We start from the raw sequence: 20,959 nt of genomic DNA, 5'->3' as shown, positions 1-20,959 counted from the left end.
GTGGTCTGGTTCGGGCTGCGGCGCGGAAATCGATAGGCTGATCCCCAACCACAGCCTCCCGGCCGGCCGGGCCGGTACGGAGGGGCGTTCCACCGGCGGCCCAGGGGGCAGGAGGGCGCCGGATGCAAGGAGGATCTAGGACGATGGCAGGCAACACGGACCCGCTGTCGCCGCGGGCCAAGCTGGCCGTGACGGCGGGCAGGGCCGCGGCGGCGGCATCGCGCGCGGTGGGCCGCGGCAGCGGCTCGGTGATCGGTGGCAAGGTCGCGCTCCGGCTCGACCCCGACCTGCTGGCCCGGCTCGCGACCCACCTGGACGTGGTCCTGGTGTCCGCGACCAACGGCAAGACCACCACCACGCGGCTGATCGCGGAAGCACTGCGCGCCAGCGGCCCGGTGGTCTCCAACGCGCTCGGCGCGAACATGCCGGCCGGCATCACCTCGGCACTGGCCGGGGGTTCGGACGCGAAGTACGGCGTCATCGAGGTCGACGAGAAGTACCTCTCGACCGTCGCCCGCGACGTCACCCCCAAGGCCATCGCGCTGCTCAACCTTTCGCGTGACCAGCTCGACCGCGCCGCCGAGACCCGCATGCTCGCGGAGAAGTGGCGCGAGGGGCTGGCCGGCTCCAAGGCGCTCGTCGTCGCCAACGCCGACGACCCGCTGATCGTCTGGGCGGCCTCCTCGTCCGCCAACGTCGTCTGGGTCGCGGCCGGCCAGGAGTGGAAGGACGACGCCTGGTCCTGCCCGTCCTGCGGCGGTGTGATGCAGCGCCCCGGCGACGACTGGTTCTGCGGCGAGTGCGGCTTCCGCCGCCCGACGCCCAGCTGGGCGCTCTCCGGCGACCACGTACTGGACCCGCACGGCTCGGCCTGGCCGATCAAGCTCCAGCTGCCCGGGCGTGCCAACAAGGCCAACGCCACCACCTCGGCCGCGGTCGCCGCCGCGTTCGGCGTGCCGCCGCAGATCGCCCTGGAGCGGATGTACTCGGTCCAGGCGGTCGCCGGCCGGTACGACGTGGTCCCGTTCATGCAGCGCGAGCTGCGACTGCTGCTCGCGAAGAACCCGGCTGGCTGGCTGGAGACGTTCTCGCTGATCGACCCGCCGCCGACCCCGGTGATCCTGTCCGTCAACGCCCGCGGCGCCGACGGCACGGACACCTCCTGGCTCTGGGACGTCGACTACACCCGGCTCGCCGGCCACCCGATCTTCGTGATCGGCGACCGCAAGCTGGACCTGGCCGTCCGGCTGGAGGTCGCGGGCCTGGACTTCCAGGTGTGCGAGGACGTCGACGAGGCCGTACGGCAGGCACCGCCCGGCCGCATCGAGGTCATCGCGAACTACACCGCCTTCCAGGACCTGCGCCGCCGCGTGGGCAACTGACCGGATCCGCGACGGACAAGGACGAGCAAGCATGAGTGAGAACAGCCTGCGTCTGGTGTGGATCTACCCGGACCTGCTGAGCACGTACGGGGACCAGGGCAACGCCCTGGTGGTGGAGCGCCGCGCGCGACAGCGCCGGCTGGACGTCCAGCGCCTGGACGTCCGCTCCGACCAGCAGATCCCCACCTCGGGCGACATCTATCTGATCGGCGGCGGCGAGGACCGGCCGCAGCGCCTGGCGGCCGAGCGGCTGCGCCGGGACGGCGGCCTGAACCGGGCGGTCGCCAACGGCGCGATCGTCTTCTCGGTTTGCGCCGGCTACCAGATCCTGGGCCACGAGTTCATCAACGACCTGGGCGAGCGCGAGCAGGGCCTCGGGCTGCTGGACGTGGTGAGCACCCGCGGCGAGGGCGAGCGGTGCGTCGGCGACGTACTGGCCGACATCGACCCGAGCCTCAACCTCCCGCCGCTGACCGGCTTCGAGAACCACCAGGGCGTCACGCACCTCGGCCAGACCGCCCGGCCGTTCGCGAAGGTACGGTTCGGCAACGGCAACGGCGTGGGTGACGGCTACGAGGGCGCGTGGAACGACACGGTCTTCGGTACGTACATGCACGGCCCTGTCATGGCACGTAATCCGCACATCGCCGACCTGCTGATCAAGCTGGCGCTGGACGTGAACGCGCTGCCGCCGGTGAACGACCACTGGTACGAGGCGCTGCGCCAGGAGCGGATCGCCGCGGCGACGCAGCCGGCGTAGGACGCGCACCGGGGAACGGGAACGGCGCGGGAACGGCTCCCCGGCGCAACGTTTCGGCACACGGCCCCCCTTGCCTGACCAACGGGCGAGGGGGGTTCGACGTGCCTGGGGGAAGTTCGGTGTCCCTGAGGGGGGCGACGTGCCTGGCGGGTCGACGTGCCTAGGGGTCGGCGCGCCTGGGTGGGGGCGGCGTTCCTGGGGGGGCGGCGTTCCTGGGGGGCTAAAAGTTGTCCCCCAGGCGCATCGTTTCGCCACCTGGGCCCCCCTTGTACCGGGGAACGGTTACGGGGTGTGGGAGGTGCCCGGTGGCGCCTGTGAGAGCGGGGGCGGTGCGCGGGTGGCCGGATGTGGGCTCGTTTGTGCGGCCGCGATTTCGAACTGCGGGCGGACCGCGCGCTGGGGGCCCCGGCGCTTGTAGGGTGACCCACATCCCAACCGGACGACGGGGTCCGGTCATCCGGTTGAGTTGCAGAGGTTTCTACGAGCAATGCGTATTGGTGTACTCACCTCCGGAGGCGACTGCCCCGGTCTGAACGCCGTCATCCGCTCCGTCGTGCACCGCGCCGTCGCCGACCACGGTGACGACGTCATCGGGTTCCACGACGGCTGGCGCGGCCTCCTGGAATGCGACTACCGCAAGCTCGACCTCGACGCGGTGGGCGGCATCCTGGCCCGCGGCGGCACCATCCTCGGCTCCTCCCGCGTGCAGCCCGCGCACCTGCGGGACGGCGTCGAGCGGGCCCGCGGCCACGTCGCCGACCTCGGCCTGGACGCGATCATCCCGATCGGCGGCGAGGGCACGCTCAAGGCGGCGCGGCTGCTGTCGGACGCCGGGCTGCCGATCGTCGGCGTGCCGAAGACCATCGACAACGACATCGCGTCGACCGACCTGACCTTCGGGTTCGACACGGCGGTGGGCGTGGCCACCGAGGCGCTGGACCGCCTCAAGACCACCGCCGAGTCGCACCAGCGGGTGCTGATCGTGGAGGTCATGGGCCGGCACACCGGATGGATCGCGCTGCACTCCGGCATGGCGGCCGGCGCGCACGCCGTCGTCGTGCCCGAGCGGCCCTTCGACATCGGGGAGCTGTCGGCGCGGGTCGCGGCGCGTTTCGACGCCGGCAAGAAGTTCGCCATCGTGGTCGTCGCGGAGGGCGCGAAGCCGCGTGCGGGATCGATGGACTTCGAGGTCGGCGGCAAGGACATGTACGGCCACGAGCGGTTCGCGGGCGTCGCCCGGCAGCTGGCCGTCGAGCTGGAGGACCGGCTCGGCAAGGAGGCCCGTGCGGTGATCCTGGGGCACGTGCAGCGCGGCGGCACCCCCACCGCGTACGACCGTGTGCTCGCGACGCGCTTCGGCTGGCACGCGGTGGAGGCGGCGCACCGCGGCGACTTCGGGATGATGACCGCGCTGCGCGGTACGGACATCACGCTGGTGCCGCTGGCGGAGGCCGTGGAGACGCTGAAGACCGTGCCGGGCGACCGGTACGCGGAAGCCGAGTGGGTGCTCTGAGCCGAGGGCCTGTTACGGGCGGCGGGCGTGCCGGGCAGCACGCCGGTCCGCGCAGCCGCCGCGGCGGGTATGCGTGCAGGTGGTTGCCCGTCGTACGAGTCGCCCCCGGTCACCGTTCGTGCCGGGGGCGGCTCTAGTCTGGTCGCGGAGCATTGGTGCGAATCAGGAGCGAGCGGATGGATCACAGCGGGCACGGCATGATGATGGATCTGCCGCCGTTCACGCTGGGGCGCGGGCTGGAATTCGGCGGTGACGCCTTCTTCCTCGTCGGCTGCCTGCTGGGGCTGGCGCTGTACGGCTGGGCCGTGCTGCGGCTGCGGCGGCGCGGTGACAGCTGGCCGGTGGGCCGGATCGTGGCCTGGGTCGTGGGTGTGCTGACCGTCGCGCTGGTGATGTGCACGAAGCTGAACGACTACGGCATGGCCATGTTCAGTGTGCACATGGTGCAGCACATGGTGATCAGCATGCTGTCGCCGATCCTGTTGCTGCTCGGCGCGCCGGTGACGCTGACGCTGCGGGCGCTGCCGACCGCGGGGCGCGGTCACAAGGGTCCGCGCGAGCTGCTGGTGGCGCTGCTGCACAGCCGGTACATGCGGGTCATCACGCATCCGGCGTTCACGATTCCGCTGTTCATCGCGAGCTTGTATGCGCTGTACTTCACGCCGCTGTTCGACTTCCTGATGGAGTCGCGGGCCGGGCACATCGCGATGATGGTGCACTTCCTGGCCGTGGGCCTGGTGTTCTTCTGGCCGATCATGGGGGTGGACCCGGGTCCGCACCGGCCGGGTTACGTGATGCGGATGCTGGAGCTGTTCGCGGGGATGCCGTTCCACGCGTTCTTCGGTATCGCGTTGATGATGGCGTCGGAGACGATGGTGACGACGTTCCAGCACCCGCCGGCTTCGCTGGGGATCGATGCGCTGTCGGATCAGCAGGCGGCGGGCGGTATCGCCTGGGCGTTCAGTGAGATTCCGTCGGTGCTGGTGCTGATCGCGCTGGTCTTCCAGTGGTACACGACGGAGAAGCGGCAGTCGGTGCGGAAGGACCGGGCGGCGGACCGGGACGGTGACAAGGAGCTGGCGGCGTACAACGCGTATCTTGCGTCGCTGAACGCGCGCAGTCAGGGCAGCCAAAGCTGAGGGCAGCCTGAGGGCGGCCCGGTCGGGTACCGGGCGAGCGTGGCGGAATGCCGCGAGAGCTGGCGGCAGGGGCCGCGGCCGGGGAACATGTTCCCAAGGTCGCGGCCCGTGGCATATCCGTGCCCGGGCTGCCGTGAGGAGGTCCAGCATGCCCGGATCGGCCAAGGCAATGGCGGGGTGCACGGTGGGCGGGTTGGTCCTGGCCACGGCTTACACGGTGGCGTTGGGCAGCAGTGGTTGGCTGTGGTTCGCGTGGGTGGTGCTGGCGCTGGTGACGGTCGGGGTGGTGGCCGGCAAGCGCTGGTGAGCCCGTGTGCGGCTCGCCCGGCGGGCGCCGGGGTCAGTGGCGGCGCAGCGTGGCGTGCACGGGTGCGGCCGGCTGGAGGAGCAGGCCGACGCGCGGGGCCGGGTCGATGGGTGCGGCGTCGATGCTCCAGCGCTGGGCGAGGGTGGCGAGCAGCAGTACGGCCTCGACCTGGGCGAAGCGGGCGCCGAGGCAGGCGCGCTGGCCGCCGCCGAAGGGGTACCAGGCGTGGTGGGGGCCGGCGTCGGGCGCTTCCGGGTCCCAGCGTTCGGGGCGGAAGCGGGTGGGGTCGGGGAACCAGCGCGGGTCGCGGTGGGTGGCCCACTGGCTGCACCATACGACGGTGCCGGCGGGGATGCGGGTGCCGGCGATTGCGGCGCCGTCGCGGGCGACGGCGGGGATGAGCCAGGCGGGCGGGTAGAGCCGGAGGGCTTCCTTGACGATCTGGCGGGTCCACTGCAGGCGGTCGTAGTCGTCGATGTCGGGTGGGCGTCCGGCGAGGACCTGGTCGAGTTCGGCGGTGAGCCGTCGGCGGGCTTCGGGCGCGCGGGAGAGCAGGTACCAGATCCAGGTCAGGGCGGTCGAGGTGGTTTCGTGGCCGGCGGCCCAGAGGGTGGTGGCCTCGTCGCGGACTTCCTTGGCGGTCAGTGGCCGGCCTTCTTCGTCGTGGGCGGCGAGGAGCCTGCTCAGCAGGTCGTCGCGGTCCGCGGTGTCGCCGGATCGCTGTCGGGCGCGGATGAGGCGGTGCACTTCGGCGTCGATGGTGGCGACGGCGCGGAGGAGGCGGCGGCGGCCGGGGGTGTGGATCCAGTCGGGCAGGAAGAAGCTCATGTTCCGCAGTTCGACGCCGATGGCGTGCTCGGCCTCGGCCATCGCCTCGCCGAGCGCCGAGGCGCGGTCGCCCAGGTCGTTGCCGAAGAAGGTGCGCACCACGATGCGCTGGGTGATCAGCGTCATCTGCTGCCGTACGTCGATGCGGTCGCCGTCCTGCCACTCGTCGGCCGCGGCCCGCGCGCACTCGACCATGGCCGCGGCGTAGGCGCGGACCTGGCGGGGGCGGACGGCGGGCTGAACCAGGGAGCGTTTGCGGCGCCAGTCGCTGCCCTTGCTGAGGATGAGGCTGCTGCCGACGAGTTGTTTGATGGCCCAGCCGATCTCCAGCAGCTCGAAGGTGCCTTCCCTGGCGGCGAGGAATTCCGCGATGTGTTCGGGGTGGCAGAGGAAGAGGCTGCGTTTGGGGCCGAGGGACCAGGTGACCGCGTCCCCGAAGTCGTCGCGCAGCCGGACGAGGAAGCCGAGGGGGTCGCGGCCGAAGGCGGGGAGGTTGCCGAGCAGGGGCAGGCCGCGGGGTCCGGGGACGGGTTCGAGGGGGACGGTGGACACGGGCATGGGAACTCCCGGAACACGAGGAGGCGCGGAGGGGTGGGGACCGGTCCGCTGCGCTTGCGGGCAGTTGCGCAAGGATTACCCCATTAATCATGTTTTCCACACGGATGCATCCGTCCGTGCTCTCGCGCCGGAGGGGGACGCGCAGGTACCTTATTGCACATTGATTGCAATTACATGAACTATGCGAAAGAGGCTGTCGTGGGCTCTCCGGTGGTGCTCGGGATCGAGTCGTCGTGCGATGAGACCGGCGCGGGGCTGGTGCGGGAGGGGCGGCTGCTGGGCCACGCCGTGGCGTCGAGCGTGGCCGACCACGCCCGGTTCGGCGGAGTGGTGCCGGAGATCGCGGCGCGGGCGCACGTGCACTCCTTCACGCCGGTCGCGCCCGCGCGAGCGGCCTGACCCCGGCGGCCGGCCCGCCCGACCGGCACGCCGCCACCCGTTCGTCCGTCGGCCCCGACCGCCCCTCGGACCCACCCACCGGAGCAGCGACCTTGCGTACCGCCGACATCCGCAGCCGCTTCCTCGACCACTTCGCCGCGCGCGGCCACACGGTCGTGCCCAGCGCTCCCCTGCCCACCCCGGACCCGACGCTGCTCTTCGTCAACGCCGGCATGGTGCCCTTCAAGGCGTACCTGACGGGCACGACCGCTCCCCCGTGGCCACGGGCCACCAGCGTGCAGAGGTGCGTCCGCACGCGCGACATCGAGGAGGTCGGCAGGACCACCCGGCACGGCTCGTTCTTCCAGATGAACGGCAACTTCTCCTTCGGCGACCACTTCAAGGAGGAGGCCATCGGGTACGCCTGGGAACTGTCCACCACCGCGCCTGCCGACGGCGGCTTCGGCCTGGACCCGGACCGCATCTGGGTCACCGTCCACCACTCCGACGCCGAGGCGCGTGTCCTGTGGCGGCGGATCGCCGGCCTGCCGGACGAGCGGATCGTGGCCCGCGGTGACGCGGACAACTTCTGGTCCATGGGCGTGCCGGGGCCCTGCGGGCCGTCCTCCGAGCTGTTCTACGACCGTGGCCCGGCCTTCGGCCCCGAGGGCGGCCCGGCCGTCGACGAGGACCGGTTCGCAGTCCGGCTCGTACAACCGCCCCGGCTGTCTGCGCCTGGATTTCCCCTGGCGCGGCGCCCTCTCCCCCGCCGTGCGCGGCGAGGTGGAGGAGGTCGCGAACCGGGCGCTCCGCCGGGACCTGCCCGTGGAGGTGAAGTGGATGTCGCTCCCGCGGGCCAAGGAGCTGGGGGCGCTGGCCCTGTTCGACGAGGTGTACGGGGACAGCGTCCGCGTCGTGGAGATCGGCGGGGCCTGGTCGCGCGAGCTGTGCGGCGGCACCCATGTCACGCACGCTTCCCAGGTCGGCACCGTCGCGGTGACGTCGGAGGGCTCGGTCGGCGCCGGGCTGCGGCGGCTGGAGGCCGCGGTGGGCCTCGAGGGCTTCGCGTACCTCGCGCGCGAGCGGGACCTGGTCGCGGGGATCGCCGAGCAGCTGGGCGCCCCGCGCGCCGAGCTGCCCGACCGGATCGCGGGTCTGCTGGCGCGGCTCAAGGCCGCCGACCGGGAGAACGCCCGGCTCAGGCGGCAGGCCGTCGTGCAGCGCGCTGCCGAACTGTCGGCCGGTGCGGTGGACGCGGCCGGGGTGCGGGTCGTGACCGCCACCGCCGAGGGCGGCACGGACGAGGCACGGGCCCTGGCCACGGCCGTACGCGACCGGCTTCCGGCGGCGGTGCCGGGCGTGGCCGGCGTCGGTACGGCTGCCGGGGTGGTCGTCCTCGCGCTGAACAAGGCCGCCCGGGAGGCGGGCCTGGACGCGTCCGCGCTGGTCAAGCGGCTCCTGAACGGCCGTGGCGGGGGATCGGGCGAGCTGGCGCAGGGCGGCGGCCTGCCCGCCGGGCGCCTGGCCGGCACGCTGGCGGAGCTGCCCCGCCTCGTCGGCGACCGCTGAGCCGGCGGCGGGCCGTACCGCTGATCGGCGGCCGGCCGCGTCGACGGCTGCCGATCAGCGATACGGCTGGCCGCCAGGGGGTCGGCCGCCGGGGTGTCGAGTGTTCCGCCCGGCGGCCGGCTCCGTTTCGGCAGTCTGCTTACAGGGCTTACGGGGCCGAGGCCGTCGTCAGCTCGCGTTCCTCCGTGTGCGGACGCGCGCTTTCCCGGGCAGCGAAGGGGCACTGCCAATCGGCGGGCTTGGGACGGCCGGAGTAACGGCGGGCCTCGGAGAGCTGCTCGTACTCGTACAGATTCGGATTGATATCGCCCTGCAGCTTGATGTCCTGCTTGCGAATCTTGTCCGCGAGGCGATCCCACATCCCGGCGCCCTTGATGGCGGCGAACTGCTCGTGGGAATTGAAGGCCAGCATCGGGAAGGGCGGCCGGCGACCCCAGCGGACGTGCGTCTCATGGAGGCCGATCACGAAGAAGGGATGGCCGGCCACGGAGAACCCGAACTCACCGGACTGCGGATCGGACGAATAGCCCTCGGCCCAGCGATGGCTTTCCGCGTCCTGTTCGTGGAGCAGCTGCAGCTGTTGCCAGAGCAGCTCTTCGAACCGCAGCTCATCGACTCCGCGAGGTTCCTCGAAGGTCGCGATGAAGCTGGTGAAGGTCCGGGCGCTCCAGTCCGCGCCGTCGACGAATTCAGAGAGGTCGTACGCCATCAGCCGGGCGGCTTCCTCGGTTCCCATCCGGTCGTAGTGCCGGTGCGTGATACCGCCCCGCCGCCAGGCCGAACGGCCTGCCAGGCAGGCGAACCGATCGCCCAGTATGAACTCCTCGACCTCGCCACGCGCATCCGCGGTCATGGCCAGCCTTCCTTCCAATTACGTGCCTCCTCGAAGGGAGATCGCTCCTCCTGTGCGTGTGAAAGCGCCCACCCCCTACCGGCGGCTCCCGGGATCCGCGGGCGGCGGCAAGTCGTCGCCGCACGCGGGCAGGACCGAGACCGCTGAGAACGGGGAAGGGTCGCTGAGTGATTGTGACGGCCAAAGGCCGGTCTGTGAAAATCCGCGCGGAAATTGCCGGCGACGATTCGCTCACATCTCGGGACGACCACGGCTTTTCACGGACGGTGAGCGGACGATTCGGGAGCGACGGACGGGCGAACGGCGGATGGCCGCGTCCTTTCCTGCGGCCGTCCCGCGGCGTCCTGCGGCGTTCTGCCGCGCGAACGGGTGGTTGTGCGGCGCCGCGCGGTCTCGCGGGGCAGGCGTTCCGAGGGGGAGTTCCGGTACGGGGATCCGTGGAACCCGTGCCACGTCCCGGACGACACGAGAGGAGAGGTGCGGCATGAGTGAGTACGAGCGTGCGCGCACGATGCCGGCGCTGCCGGAGCACGTCTTCGACCAGGTGAGCGACGTGTCCCGGCTGGACGCCTGGCTGCCGGCCGAGCTGCACGTACGGGAGGAGCAGCTGCCGGCGGTGACGGTGCACGAGGACCACACCGGGCAGGACGCGTCCGCGCTGTTCCGGGCCGAGAAGGACCAGCAGCGGGTGGAGTGGGGCACCCGGGAGGACGGCAGCTACGCCGGCTGGCTCCAGGTCTCCGGGATCGGCAGCGGCGCGAGCGAGGTGACGATCCACCTGTCCTTCTTCGAGGAGGCCCACGACCCGGGCGAGGAGGCCGTGCACGCCGCGCTGGACCGGAGTCTGGAGCGGCTGGCGGAGCAGGTACGGCTCCGCGTGGACGACGCGGGCTGACGCGCAGCGCGAGTGAAGAGAAGCGAAGAGAGCGAAGAGAGGCAGACCAGCATGCGGCACGAGGAATTCCTGCGGGTGGTGCAGACGGGCGCCGCGCTCCCGGACCGCGCGGCGGCGGAGCGTGCGGTACGGGCGACCCTGGAGACGCTCGCGGAGCGGGTGCCGGACGGTCTCGCGGAGCACCTGGCGGCCCAGCTCCCGCACGAGCTCGGCGAGCACGTCCGGCGGGTGGTCGCCGCGCACGAAGGCGGCCCCGAGGGGCATCACACGGCGGAGCGGTTCGACCTGACGGCCTTCGCCGCACGCATCTCCTGGCGCGGTGGGGTCCCGGAGGACGTCGCGCTGCGGGAGGCGAGCGCGGTCTTCGAGGCCCTCGACGCGGCCCTGGCGCCCGAGCTCTCGGAGAAGCTCGGGAGCGTCCTGCCGCCCGACATCCGCGAGCTGCTGCCGGAGAGCCGGGCGGACGACTCCCCGTAAGGCCGCGGGCCGCCGGGGGCCGGACGACTCCCCGTAAGGCCGCGGGCCGCCGGGGGCCGGACGGCTTCCCGTAAGGCCGCGGGGACGCGGCGGGCGGGTCAGGTGGCGCTGCGCTCGCTCTCGCTCTGGAGCTCCTGCTCGACGGCGCGGTTGCGGGCGTCGTCCGGCCGCCCGACGGTGCTGCCGGGGCGGCCCGCCCTGAGCAGCTCGCGCCAGCGCTCGGGGCTCCAGTCGGCCGGCCGGGTCGTTTCGAGGAAGTGCTCCACCGTGGTTAGGAACCGGGCCGGATCGGCGGTGAAGGGGAAGTGCCCGGCGCCCTCGAAGATCTCCAGTCGGCTGCCGGGCATGGCGGCGTGCGCGCGGTGGGCGTGCCGTACCGGTATCACGCCGTCCCGCGCGCCCCACAGCAGCAGTGTCGGCATGCCCTGGGTCAGGTAGCAGCGGTCCAGCATGGTGATGACCTGGCCCCGCCAGTCCACCACGGCGCGCAGGGTGCGGACGAACGCGTTGCGGGACGCCGCGTCCGGCAACGCGTCGACCAGCCGCATCAGGACCGGCGCGTCCCGGCCGAGGTCCGTGCCGAGCGCCCCGAGCAGGGTGAGGACCAGCCGGGTCTGGCACCGCATGCCCGGCAGGCCGAGGACCGAGAGCAGCGCGGCCGCCACCGGCATCGACGCCACCCGCAGGACGGGGGTGACCTCCCGGCCCACTCCCCCGGCGCTGACCAGCACCAGGCGCTCGGTGCGCTCCGGGAACTGGTACGCGAACTGCATGGCCACGCCGCCCCCGAGCGAGTGCCCGACGAGGCTCGCCCGGTCGATGCCGAGCACGCCGAGCAGGTCGCGGATGCCGTTGGCGTAGGCGGCCACGGAGTAGTCGGCGCGGGGCTTGTCCGAGGCGCCGTGGCCGAGCAGGTCGGGGGCGATGACCGTGTGGCTGCGGGCCAGCGCCGGGATGATGCCGGCCCAGGTCGCCGAGGAGTCGCCGATGCCGTGGACGAGGACGACGGCGGGTCCGCGGCCCGCGTAGCGGTAGGCGCGGCGGTAACCGTGCACCACGTGGTAGCGCAGCTCCACGTCGTCGTGGGCGGTGGCGTGCAGGCGCCCCGCGCGGGGCGGACGCGGTCCGAGGGCCACGGGCGTACCTCCCCCAGGCAGCCGACAGGGTCCGCGTACGAGCGTAGGAGCTGTCGCGCCCCCGCACCGTTACCGGAGCATTTCGCTTCCGCCTCGGCGCACGGCCCGCTGCGGTGCGGGCCGGTGCCTCCGGCGGGATACTGGGCAGTGCGCGTGCGCGGCGGTACGCGCCGGGCGGCGTACGTGGCGGAGGGGCGGCGAGGGCACAGCGAGCGAGGTGAGATCGGATGGCCGGACTGCCATGGGTGATGAGCGACCCCTTGACCAACCACGGAACGGCCTTCACCCGTGCGGAACGCGAACGGCACGGCCTGGTGGGGCGGCTGCCGGACGGCGTGCTCACGCTGGACCAGCAGGCGCGGCGCGCGTACGGGCAGTTGCGGCGGCAACCCACCGACCTGGCGGCCCACATCTACCTGGAGCAGCTGCACGACCGCAACGAAGTGCTCTACCACCGGCTGCTGATGGACCACCTCGAAGAGCTGCTGCCGATCGTCTACGACCCGACCGTGGGGCAGGCGATCAAGGACTACAGCCATGAGTACCGGCGTCCGCGAGGGGTGTTCCTGTCCATCGATCGTCCGCAGGACGTCCGCCGTTCGTTCGAGGCGCTGCACCTGTCGGCGGACGACGTGGACATGGTCGTGGTGACGGATGCGGAGCAGATCCTGGGCATCGGCGACTGGGGCGTACACGGCGTCCAGATCTCGATCGGCAAGCTCGCGGTCTGCACCGCGGCGGCCGGCCTCGACCCCGGACGCTGCCTGCCGGTCGTGCTGGACGTCGGCACCGACAACGCCGCGCTGCTCAACGACCCGCTCTACCTGGGCGTACGCCACAGCCGGGTACGGGGCGAGCGCTACGACCGGTTCGTGGCCGACTACGTGCGGACCGTCGCCGAGCTGTATCCGCACGCCCTGCTGCACTTCGAGGACTTCGGGCCCGGCAACGCCCGCCGCATCCTGGAGACCTACGGCACGCGTCACCGCATGTTCAACGACGACATGCAGGGCACCGGCGCCATCACGCTCGCGGCGACCCTGTCGGCGCTGGAGGTGACCGGCGTCCCGCTCCGCGACCAGCGGGTCGTGGTGTTCGGCGCGGGCACGGCGGGCGTCGGCATCGCCGACCAGCTGCGCGCGGCCATGGTCCGCGACGGCCTGGACGAGGACACGGCGGTCCGGCGCTTCTGGCTCGTCGACAAGCCGGGGCTGCTGCGGGACGACATGCCGGACCTGCGCGACTACCAGCGGGAGTACGCACGGCCCGCCGCCGAGGCGGCCGATCTGTCCGAGGACGGCCGCGTGGACCTGCTGACGACCGTGCGGCACGCCCGTCCGACGCTCCTCGTCGGCACCTCGACGGTCCGCGGCGCCTTCACCCGCGAGGTGGTGGAGGCGATGGCACGCCACGTCGAGCGGCCGGTCGTGCTGCCGCTGTCCAATCCCACCGAGCGTATCGAGGTGCTCCCCTCCGAGCTGCTGTCCTGGACCGACGGCAGGGCGCTGACCGCGGTCGGCGTCCCGGTCGAGCCGGTGGAGGTGGGCGGGGTGCGGCACGTCATCGGCCAGGCCAACAACGCGCTCGTCTACCCCGGCATCGCCCTCGGCGTGCTGGTCTCGCGGGCCGAGCGGGTGACGCCGGGGATGCTGCGGGCCGCCGCCGAGGCGGTCGCGGGGCAGGTCGCGACGGGCGAGCCGGGCGCCCCGCTGCTGCCGGAGGTGTCGAACCTGCGGGCTTCTTCGGCGACGGTGGCGGTGGCGGTGGTCCGTGCGGCCGCCGAGGACGGGGTGGCCACGGTGGTGCCGGACGATCTCGTCCAGGCCGTGCAGGACGCGATGTGGCAGCCGGAGTACGCCCCGCTGCCCGACGCGCCCGACCGGGGATGTGACGAATAGCTGTGCACGATCTGATGGTTCGCCTCACTCGTCCGGGCGAGATCGACTGACACCCTCGCCCGAACGGCGCGACGCTCCTCACACGGCCGAGCCACCGCTGCTCGGCCCTGGACCCTCTGAACAAGGAGTTCCGTCATGAGCGTTCGCCGTTTCCTGACCGGTGCCGTCGGCGCCGCGGCCCTCGTCCTCGGCATGACCGTCTCGACCGCCCCCGGCGCGGCCGCCGATCCCTGCGGTTTCTACGAGACCGGCAGCGACGCGTACTACAACCACTGCACCGACGACGGCTCGCACGTGGTCATCGAGGTGGAGGTGTGGGGCCCCAACTACGAGCGCTGTGTGGTGCCGGGCGTGACCTGGCTGGGCTCCGCCGACGAGATCGACGGCGCGCACTACGTCGGCCGTACCTGCTGATCCGGCGGGCGGCGGGGCCGGCCGGCGGGCGCCGCCGGCCGGCCCCGGCCTCCCACCCCGGTGCCGAGGTACGGCAGAGGCGGCGTGCGGGGTTCAGTCCTTGCGGCCCGTCACGGCGACGGTGACGCCGAGGCCGATCATGGTGAGCCCGCCCGCGCCGCCGACCGCCGCGAGCCGCCGCGGCGAGCGGGCGAACCAGCTTCGCGCCGCGGCGGCGCCCAGCCCCCACACGCTGTCGGAGGCCACCGCGATGGCGTTGAAGACCAGCCCGAGCAGCAGCATCTGCGCCTGGACGTGCCCCTGCCCGCGCTCCACGAACTGCGGCAGGACGGCGGCGAAGAACACGATCGTCTTCGGGTTGGCCACGCCGACCGCGAACCCCTCCGCCAGCGTGCGCAGGCTGCCGTGCGCGGCCGCGTCGGCGGCGAACACGGTCGAGAGGGAGCGTCGCCCGCGCACCGCCTTCACGCCGAGGTACACCAGGTACGCGGCGCCCACGAGTTTCAGGGCCGTGAAGACGAGGACCGAGCGCTCCACCAGCGCGCCGACCCCGAAGGCCACGGCCACCACGAGGACGTACGCACCGAGCGTGTTCCCCACGACGGTGGTCAGCGCGGCGCGCCGCCCCTGCGCCAGCGCCCGCCCGACCACGAACAGCACGCTGGGGCCGGGCACCACGATCAGCAGCAACGACATGAGCGCGAAGGCCAGCAACCGGTCGGTGGACATCATGCCCCCATGCAAGCAGCGCCGGTCACCAGAGCGGTAGGGGATTTCGCTCGCCCGCCGGCCGGGGGCCGGTCAGCCGCCGCTCCGCCGCGCTGATCCGGACGTCGTTGATGCTCGCCTCCCGGCGGCTCATCAGCCCGTCCGGGGCGAACTCCCACAGCTCGTTGCCGTACGCGCGCCACCACTGGCCCGCCGCGTCCCGGCACTCGTACTGGAAGCGGACCGCGATCCGGTCGCCCTCGTAGGCCCACAGTTCCTTGCGCAGTACGTAGTCCAGCTCCCGGGCCCACTTCTCCCGCAGGAAGGCCGTGACCTCGGCCCGCCCGGTGAGGTGCCGGTCCCGGTTCCGCCAGACGGTGTCCTCGGTGTAGGCGAGCGCGACGCGTTCGGGATCGCGGGTGTTCCAGGCGTCCTCGGCGGCCTGCACCTTCTGGCGCGCGGTCCGCTCGTCGAACGGCGGGAACGGGGGCCGGGCTGCTGTCATGGCGGTCTCCTGACGTCGTGCCTGCTCACCTCGCGGAGAACGTTCGTTCTCCGCGTCTCGGCTATCCTAGAGAACGCACGTTCTCGCGGCTAGGGGACGGGGACACGTGACGGGGACACGAGGAGACGCCGTGCATCATGACGAGGCCCGCACCCGGCTGCTCGACGCCGCCGATCGGCTGTTCTACGAGCGTGGCGTGCAGGCCGTCGGCATGGACGAACTCCGCGCCGCCGCCGGAGTGTCACTGAAGCGGCTGTACCAATGCTTCCCCGCCAAGCGCGAGCTGGTGGAGGCGTATCTGCGGCGCCGCGACGAGCGCTGGCGCGCGGCCCTGGCCGAGTACGTCGCCGCGCACGCGGCCACACCGGCGGACCGGGTGCTCGCGGTGTTCGACTGGCTGGCGGAGTGGTTCGCCGGGCCCGGTTTCCGCGGCTGCGCCTTCGTCAACGCGTACGGCGAGCTGGGTGCCGTCTCGGACGGCGTGGCCGCGGCCGCGCACGACCACAAGTACGCCGTCCGCGGATACACGACCGGCCTCGCGGCCGCCCTGGGGGCCGCCGAACCGGAGGTGCTGGGCGGGCAGTTGGCCCTGCTGATCGACGGCGCGATCACCACGGCCGCCCTCAACGGCGACCCGACGGCAGCCCACCTCGCCCGGGACGCCGCCGCGGCCCTCCTCGCGACCGCAACACCCGCCGGCTCCTAGGGCGCGAGGGTCCCGCCCGGCGGCGTCACCGGTGTCACCGGTGCCACTCTCGACGAGCTCCATACCGATGTCCGGGTGCGCGATGCCGCCGCTTTCGAAGGCCCAGGCATCAGGACCTTCATCACGGCGGTGTCGTTGCGCCCCTGTCACCGGGGCACTTCAGGCGCCGTCCCGCGCGGCCGGGAAGATCCGGTCGAGTTGGTGGTCGAGGACGGCGGTGGCGGACCGCGGGCTGCGCTGGCCTACGAGGACGCTGGTGCCGAGCCCGGCGGACAGGGCGAGCAGACCGATCGCCTCCATCCGTGCGTCCAGGCCCGCCGGCGTGCACCCGGCGTCCCGCGCCTGCTGGAGCAGGTCGGCCACCATGTCCTCCGCGGCGTCGGGGTTCTTCATGAACGGCTGGGCGGCGAGGGCTTCGTCGGTCACGGCGAGCACGGCGTACGAGGTGTAGAGGAGGTGGAAGGTGCGGCTCTCCTCGTCGGTCGGCAGTGCGGCCTTCAGCAGCGCCTCGACCGTCGCGCGCGGCCCGGCGTCCGCTCCGGCGGCCCGGACCCGCGCCGCGACCCGTGCGCCGAACCCGTCGACCAGGTACTGCAGCCCGTGGAGCAGCAGCTTCTCCTTGGTCTCGAAGTAGTACTGCACCAGCCGCAGGGACACTCCCGCCTCCGCGGCCACGTCGCGCATCCCCACGGCGTGCAGTCCGCGCCGCCCGGCGACCCGGACGAGGGCCGCGGCGATCTCGGTGCGTCGCATGTCGTGGTCCACGCGTTTGGGCATTGCCGCGCCTCCGCTCGCTGATGTGTCCGGCTGCCGTCGCACGGCGGGCCGCACCGGAGCGGGCCCGCCGTTTTTGATGATACGCCTGTACCACCATCGTGGTACGGTCGTATCACGAAAACCGGAGACGCCCCGGAGGTGGCCGACCATGCCCGAGATCACGACCCGCACCCCGAAGGACGTCGGCCGCTACGTGAACGACGCGCTGCGCGACCGCTACTTCGCCGCCTGCGACGCGGTGTACGCGATGGGAGCGCGGCCACTGGCGGAGACGGACGTGGAGACGGCCTTCGGCACCACGCATGTGTACCGGTACGGCCCCGCGGACCCCGCCGCGCAGGCCCGCACCCCGATCGTCCTGGTGCACGGCGCGGGCGGCTGCTCCGCCATGTGGTACCCCAACACCCCCGCGCTGAGCGCCGATCGCCCCGTCTACGCGATCGACACCCCCGGCGACCCGGGCCGCAGCGTGCAGCGCGCGCCCCTGCACCGGCCGGAGCGGGCCGCGCAGTGGCTGGACGAGGCCCTGGCCGGGCTCGAGCTGGACCGGGTGCACCTCGTCGGCGCCTCCTACGGCGGCTGGCTCGCCCTGAACCAGGCGCACCGCGCGCCCGGCCGGCTGGCCTCGGTCACCCTGCTCGACCCGGGCGGCCTGGAGAAGGTGGGGCTGCGCTTCTTCGCCTGGATCTTCGCCAGCCTCTTCGCGACCTTCGCGCCCAAGGCGCTCCGCCCGCGGCTGGCCGCCTGGCTGGAGCAGCCGGTCCTCGTCGTGCCCGAGCTGCGCGCGATGGTCAGGGCCGGCGTCCGAGCCCACCGGATACGTCGTCCGGCCCCGCTGCCGCTGACCGAGGACGAACTCCGCACCATCCGTACCCCGCTCCTCCTCCTGCTGGGCAGGCGGAGCCTCCTCGTGCATCCGCGGCGGCAGGTCGAGCGCGTGCCGCGGCTGGTGCCGGGAGCCTGTGCCGAGATCATCGCGGACACCGGCCACGGGCCGCAGATCGATCACGCGGAGCAGATCAACGCCCGCATGCTCGCCTTCATGGACACCACCGACCGGCGACCGGCGGCGGAGTAACGGGCCCGCGTTCGGGGCCACTTCTTCGAGAGCGCTCTCACCAACTTATTGACAGGCTCGCGCCAACAGCGCTTCACTTCCCGAAGGCAAGACAGGTCCGGACCAGCTCGGCCCGCACCCACCCGCACCGGTCGGCGCCCCGCGCGCCCCTCGCCACGGCCGCGCTCCCGTCCGGCTGTTGCGGCCCCCCTCCCCGCCCCACACCCCGAGGGAGTCAGATGTCCATACGCGTGCCCCTACGCAGACACCGGCGCTCCGCCCGCGGTACGGCACTGGCCGTCGCCGCACTCACCGCCGCGCTGAGCTGGGCACCCGGTGTCGCCACCGCGGCACCACCACCGGCCGAACACACCGCCGCCACCCAGGCCGCGACGTTCGAGGACAACTTCGACGGCCCGGCCGGCTCGGCCGTCGACGGCAGCAAGTGGCAGATGGAGACCGGCGACAACGTCAGCAACCACGAGCGCCAGTACTACACCGCCGGCAACGCCAACGCCGCCCTGAACGGCCAGGGACAGCTGGTCATCACCGCGCGCAAGGAAAACCCCAACAACTACCAGTGTTGGTACGGCCGTTGTGAGTACACCTCGGCCCGGCTCAACACCTCCGGGAAATACACCGCGCAGTACGGCCACGTCGAGGCGCGGATGAAGGTGCCGCGCGGCCAGGGCATGTGGCCCGCGTTCTGGATGCTCGGCAACGACCTCGGCCAGGTCGGCTGGCCGAACAGCGGCGAGATCGACATCATGGAGAACGTCGGCTTCGAGCCCGGTACGGTGCACGGCACCATCCACGGCCCCGGCTACTCCGGCAGCGGCGGCATCGGCGCCGGCTACACCCTCCCGAACGGGCAGGCCTTCGCCGACGCCTTCCACACCTTCGCCATCGACTGGGCGCCGGACTCGATCACCTGGTCCGTGGACGGCAACGTCTACCAGCGCCGCACCCCCGCCGACCTGGGCGGCAAGCAGTGGGCGTTCAACAAGCCGTTCTTCCTGATCCTCAACCTCGCCGTGGGCGGTTACTGGCCGGGCGACCCCGACGGGTCGACCTCCTTCCCCCAGCAGCTGATCGTCGACCACGTCAAGGTCACCACCTCCGACAGCGCCGGCGCCACGGGCACCTTCCGCGGGCTGTCCGGCAAGTGCCTGGACGTGGCGAACGCCGCCACCGCCAACGGGACCAAGGTGCAGCTCGCCAACTGCAACGGCAACGCCGCGCAGCGCTGGACGACGGGCAGCGACAGCACCGTACGGGCGCTCGGCAAGTGCCTCGACGCCGCCAGCGCCGGCACGGCCGACGGCACCCGCGTACAGCTGTGGGACTGCAACGGCACGGGCGCGCAGCGGTGGTCGTACAACGCGTCGACCAACGACCTGGTCAACCTGCCCGCCAACAAGTGCCTGGACGTCGTCGGCAACAACCCGGCGGACGGCACGCCGACCCAGCTGTGGACGTGCACGGGCGGCGCCAACCAGAAGTGGTCGCTGGTGCCGTGAGCGAGCGGCCGCCGACGCCATGAGCGGCTGACGCGCTACCGCGTACGACTGTAGGAAGCTGACGCGCTGCCGCGTACGACTGTTGAAGACAGTGGTACGCGGCAGCGCGTCACCATTCCAGCGGGTCGGCGTTGCCCGTACCGCCGGACAGCCGGTCCGCCACCCTCGGCGGCAGCGGCTCCGTGCCGAGGAGGCCCGTGACGAGCGAGACGGTGAGCCGGTGCCAGTCGCCGGCTCTGCGCAGCATCGGGTGGTCGCCGCCGCGCATCGTCACAGTGCACGGCCGGGCGCCGGCCTCGGCGGCCCGCGCGGCGAACCGCCAGGAGTCGTGCGGGTCGGTCGTGCGGTCCCGGTCACCGTGCACGAGGACCAGCCGGCGGCCGTCGAGATGCGCCACCGGCTCGCCCTCGGGGCACCAGGGGGCGAGGGCCACGACGGACCGCACGAGTGGATGCCCGGCGGCCCGCAGCGCCGCGCGGCCGCCCATGGAGTGCCCGACCAGGACGACGGGCACCTCCCCCACCCGCTGGACCAGCTCCTCCAGCGCGCGCCGGGCGTCCAGCGCCGCGTCCTCCCGGTCACCGTTCCAGCCGCGGTGGCGGTACCGCACCTGCCCCACGAACACCCCGTCGCCCGCCGTCACCCGCTCGATGGCCCAGGTGAACGGGCGCATGCGGGCACCGGCCAGGTTGCCCCGGCGGGGCGCGCCGAGCCCTTCCTCGCGCCCGCCGTGGAGCAGGAGCACGGCGGCCGTCACCGTCCGTGCCGCGGCGTCCCGCGTCATGAGCGCGGAACCCGTCCCGCGCACCCCCGTTTCCTGCACCATTCCGCCTCGCCTCGCTCTTCGGCATCTGTCGGCGAGTCCTGCCCACATCGGCCGCGCCTCAAGCGGGGCAGGCCGCCCACCTTCTGTAACTACTAGTATGTACGGCGCTGGTGCAGATCCGGCATTCCCCGTCCCGAGGAGACTCCCATGCCACTGGTCCGTATCGACGCGATGGGCACCGCCGGCGCACGCCTGGACGCGCTCGGCCGCGCCGTGCACGACGCCCTGGTGGAAACGGCGGGCTTCCCGCCCGACGACCGCTTCCAGATCCTGACCGGTCACGACGGCACGCGCAGCACACTCCGCTACGACGACCACCTCGGCGTGCACCGCGACGAGGGCATCGTCTACGTCGCCCTCACCATGCGCGCGGGACGCACCGTCGAGCAGAAGACGGCGTTGTACCGGCGCATCGCCGAACTGGCCCAGGAGTACGCCGGTACGGAGCCGCGGAACGTGTTCATCACCCTCACGGAGAACGGACCGGCCGACTGGTCACTCGGCAACGGCGAGGCCCAGTACGTCTCTTCCGCACCCTCGTAGCTCGCGAGCCCGGCGCCGGCCCCGGCAGCCGGCCTCCGGGCAACCGGTCAGGACGCGTCGGCGAGCCGGCCGCGGAGCATGGACTCCATCACCGCCAGGTAGCGGTCCGTGCGCCGGCGGCCGAGGACGAACGGGTTCGGCCCGCCGGGGTCGGTGCGGAGCTGCTCGGCGCGCTGGAGACCGTGGTCGTTGGGGTGGTTGGAGAGTTCC

The 20,959-nt window shown here is 72.6% G+C and carries 20 protein-coding genes and 2 pseudogenes; 15 read left to right on the top strand and 7 right to left on the bottom strand.

Annotated features, from left to right (window positions below; genetic code table 11):
* Positions 1-143 precede the first annotated feature (143 nt).
* From IF20_RS14270 to IF20_RS39170, 5 genes are all read left to right on the top strand, one after another.
* A complete protein-coding gene (locus IF20_RS14270) occupies positions 144-1,382 on the top strand; it encodes a MurT ligase domain-containing protein (RefSeq protein ID WP_052865501.1) in 1,239 nt (412 codons plus the stop codon).
* 31 nt (positions 1,383-1,413) lie between these two features.
* Positions 1,414-2,142 carry a type 1 glutamine amidotransferase gene (locus tag IF20_RS14265; RefSeq protein ID WP_052865500.1) on the top strand — a complete coding sequence of 243 codons (729 nt, stop codon included), beginning with the start codon at positions 1,414-1,416 and terminating at the stop codon, positions 2,140-2,142.
* Between the two features lie 487 nt (positions 2,143-2,629).
* On the top strand, positions 2,630-3,655 hold the full coding sequence (locus IF20_RS14260; RefSeq protein WP_052865499.1) for a 6-phosphofructokinase: 1,026 nt from the start codon (positions 2,630-2,632) through the stop codon (positions 3,653-3,655).
* Positions 3,656-3,831: 176 nt separating this feature from the next.
* Entirely contained in the window at positions 3,832-4,794 is a 963-nt protein-coding gene (locus IF20_RS14255; RefSeq protein ID WP_052865498.1) for a cytochrome c oxidase assembly protein, read from the top strand.
* A 148-nt stretch (positions 4,795-4,942) separates the two neighbouring features.
* Positions 4,943-5,101, top strand: coding sequence for a hypothetical protein (locus IF20_RS39170; RefSeq protein WP_199896595.1), 159 nt, complete (start codon positions 4,943-4,945; stop codon positions 5,099-5,101).
* 33 nt (positions 5,102-5,134) lie between these two features.
* Here IF20_RS39170 and IF20_RS14250 read toward each other — a convergent pair whose 3' ends face one another.
* On the bottom strand, positions 5,135-6,487 hold the full coding sequence (locus IF20_RS14250) for a cytochrome P450 (protein WP_052865497.1): 1,353 nt from the start codon (positions 6,485-6,487) through the stop codon (positions 5,135-5,137).
* A gap of 198 nt (positions 6,488-6,685) precedes the next feature.
* Here IF20_RS14250 and IF20_RS14245 point away from each other — a divergent pair.
* Positions 6,686-6,865 (top strand): annotated as a pseudogene (locus tag IF20_RS14245) (tRNA (adenosine(37)-N6)-threonylcarbamoyltransferase complex transferase subunit TsaD); the annotation flags it as partial.
* Between the two features lie 113 nt (positions 6,866-6,978).
* Positions 6,979-8,434 (top strand): annotated as a pseudogene (locus tag IF20_RS37745) (alanine--tRNA ligase-related protein).
* 148 nt (positions 8,435-8,582) lie between these two features.
* Here the strand turns inward: IF20_RS37745 and gntA are convergent.
* Positions 8,583-9,287 carry a guanitoxin biosynthesis heme-dependent pre-guanitoxin N-hydroxylase GntA gene (gntA, locus tag IF20_RS14230; RefSeq protein ID WP_052865493.1) on the bottom strand — a complete coding sequence of 235 codons (705 nt, stop codon included), beginning with the start codon at positions 9,285-9,287 and terminating at the stop codon, positions 8,583-8,585.
* A gap of 484 nt (positions 9,288-9,771) precedes the next feature.
* Between gntA and IF20_RS14225 the strand changes: the two genes are divergently transcribed.
* Together IF20_RS14225 and IF20_RS14220 are read left to right on the top strand one after the other, a co-directional pair.
* Positions 9,772-10,182, top strand: a complete 411-nt coding sequence (locus IF20_RS14225; protein ID WP_052865492.1) for an SRPBCC family protein — start codon at positions 9,772-9,774, stop codon at positions 10,180-10,182.
* 51 nt (positions 10,183-10,233) lie between these two features.
* Positions 10,234-10,659: a DUF2267 domain-containing protein gene (locus tag IF20_RS14220; RefSeq protein ID WP_052865491.1), complete on the top strand. Its 426-nt coding sequence runs from the start codon at positions 10,234-10,236 to the stop codon at positions 10,657-10,659.
* Positions 10,660-10,757: 98 nt separating this feature from the next.
* Here the strand turns inward: IF20_RS14220 and IF20_RS14215 are convergent, their stop codons facing one another.
* The gene (locus IF20_RS14215) at positions 10,758-11,795 is read right to left on the bottom strand and encodes an alpha/beta fold hydrolase (protein ID WP_052865490.1); all 1,038 of its coding nucleotides are present in this window, start codon (positions 11,793-11,795) and stop codon (positions 10,758-10,760) included.
* A 227-nt stretch (positions 11,796-12,022) separates the two neighbouring features.
* Here IF20_RS14215 and IF20_RS14210 point away from each other — a divergent pair, with 227 nt between their 5' ends.
* Both IF20_RS14210 and IF20_RS14205 read left to right on the top strand, forming a co-directional pair.
* Positions 12,023-13,693, top strand: coding sequence for an NAD-dependent malic enzyme (locus IF20_RS14210; RefSeq protein ID WP_052865489.1), 1,671 nt, complete (start codon positions 12,023-12,025; stop codon positions 13,691-13,693).
* Between the two features lie 135 nt (positions 13,694-13,828).
* Positions 13,829-14,107 carry a DUF6355 family natural product biosynthesis protein gene (locus IF20_RS14205; protein ID WP_052865488.1) on the top strand — a complete coding sequence of 93 codons (279 nt, stop codon included), beginning with the start codon at positions 13,829-13,831 and terminating at the stop codon, positions 14,105-14,107.
* 93 nt (positions 14,108-14,200) lie between these two features.
* Here IF20_RS14205 and IF20_RS14200 read toward each other — a convergent pair whose 3' ends face one another.
* Complete coding sequence (locus tag IF20_RS14200; protein WP_052865487.1) at positions 14,201-14,839, bottom strand: LysE family translocator; 639 nt, start codon at positions 14,837-14,839, stop codon at positions 14,201-14,203.
* Between the two features lie 22 nt (positions 14,840-14,861).
* Positions 14,862-15,320 (bottom strand): nuclear transport factor 2 family protein, encoded by a 459-nt coding sequence (locus IF20_RS14195; RefSeq protein WP_052865486.1) that lies wholly within the window; start codon positions 15,318-15,320, stop codon positions 14,862-14,864.
* A 130-nt stretch (positions 15,321-15,450) separates the two neighbouring features.
* Here IF20_RS14195 and IF20_RS14190 point away from each other — a divergent pair, with 130 nt between their 5' ends.
* Positions 15,451-16,026: a TetR/AcrR family transcriptional regulator gene (locus tag IF20_RS14190; RefSeq protein WP_052865485.1), complete on the top strand. Its 576-nt coding sequence runs from the start codon at positions 15,451-15,453 to the stop codon at positions 16,024-16,026.
* A gap of 159 nt (positions 16,027-16,185) precedes the next feature.
* Here the strand turns inward: IF20_RS14190 and IF20_RS14185 are convergent, their stop codons facing one another.
* The gene (locus IF20_RS14185; protein WP_052865484.1) at positions 16,186-16,803 is read right to left on the bottom strand and encodes a TetR/AcrR family transcriptional regulator; all 618 of its coding nucleotides are present in this window, start codon (positions 16,801-16,803) and stop codon (positions 16,186-16,188) included.
* Positions 16,804-16,951: 148 nt separating this feature from the next.
* Between IF20_RS14185 and IF20_RS14180 the strand changes: the two genes are divergently transcribed.
* Positions 16,952-17,881: an alpha/beta fold hydrolase gene (locus tag IF20_RS14180; protein WP_052865483.1), complete on the top strand. Its 930-nt coding sequence runs from the start codon at positions 16,952-16,954 to the stop codon at positions 17,879-17,881.
* Between the two features lie 218 nt (positions 17,882-18,099).
* Positions 18,100-19,380: a glycoside hydrolase family 16 protein gene (locus IF20_RS14175; RefSeq protein WP_052865482.1), complete on the top strand. Its 1,281-nt coding sequence runs from the start codon at positions 18,100-18,102 to the stop codon at positions 19,378-19,380.
* 109 nt (positions 19,381-19,489) lie between these two features.
* On the opposite strand, the gene IF20_RS14170 is transcribed toward IF20_RS14175, so the two are convergent.
* A complete protein-coding gene (locus tag IF20_RS14170) occupies positions 19,490-20,206 on the bottom strand; it encodes an alpha/beta hydrolase (protein WP_110944148.1) in 717 nt (238 codons plus the stop codon).
* A gap of 147 nt (positions 20,207-20,353) precedes the next feature.
* Here IF20_RS14170 and IF20_RS14165 point away from each other — a divergent pair, with 147 nt between their 5' ends.
* Positions 20,354-20,749, top strand: coding sequence for a tautomerase family protein (locus tag IF20_RS14165; RefSeq protein WP_052865481.1), 396 nt, complete (start codon positions 20,354-20,356; stop codon positions 20,747-20,749).
* Positions 20,750-20,959 lie beyond the last annotated feature (210 nt).

Source organism: Streptomyces niger (assembly GCF_000718305.1).
GTDB classification, from domain to species: Bacteria; Actinomycetota; Actinomycetes; order Streptomycetales; family Streptomycetaceae; genus Streptomyces; species Streptomyces niger.
Note: the sequence above shows the minus strand (reverse complement) of the source record. Positions and strands in the feature narration are given on the sequence as shown.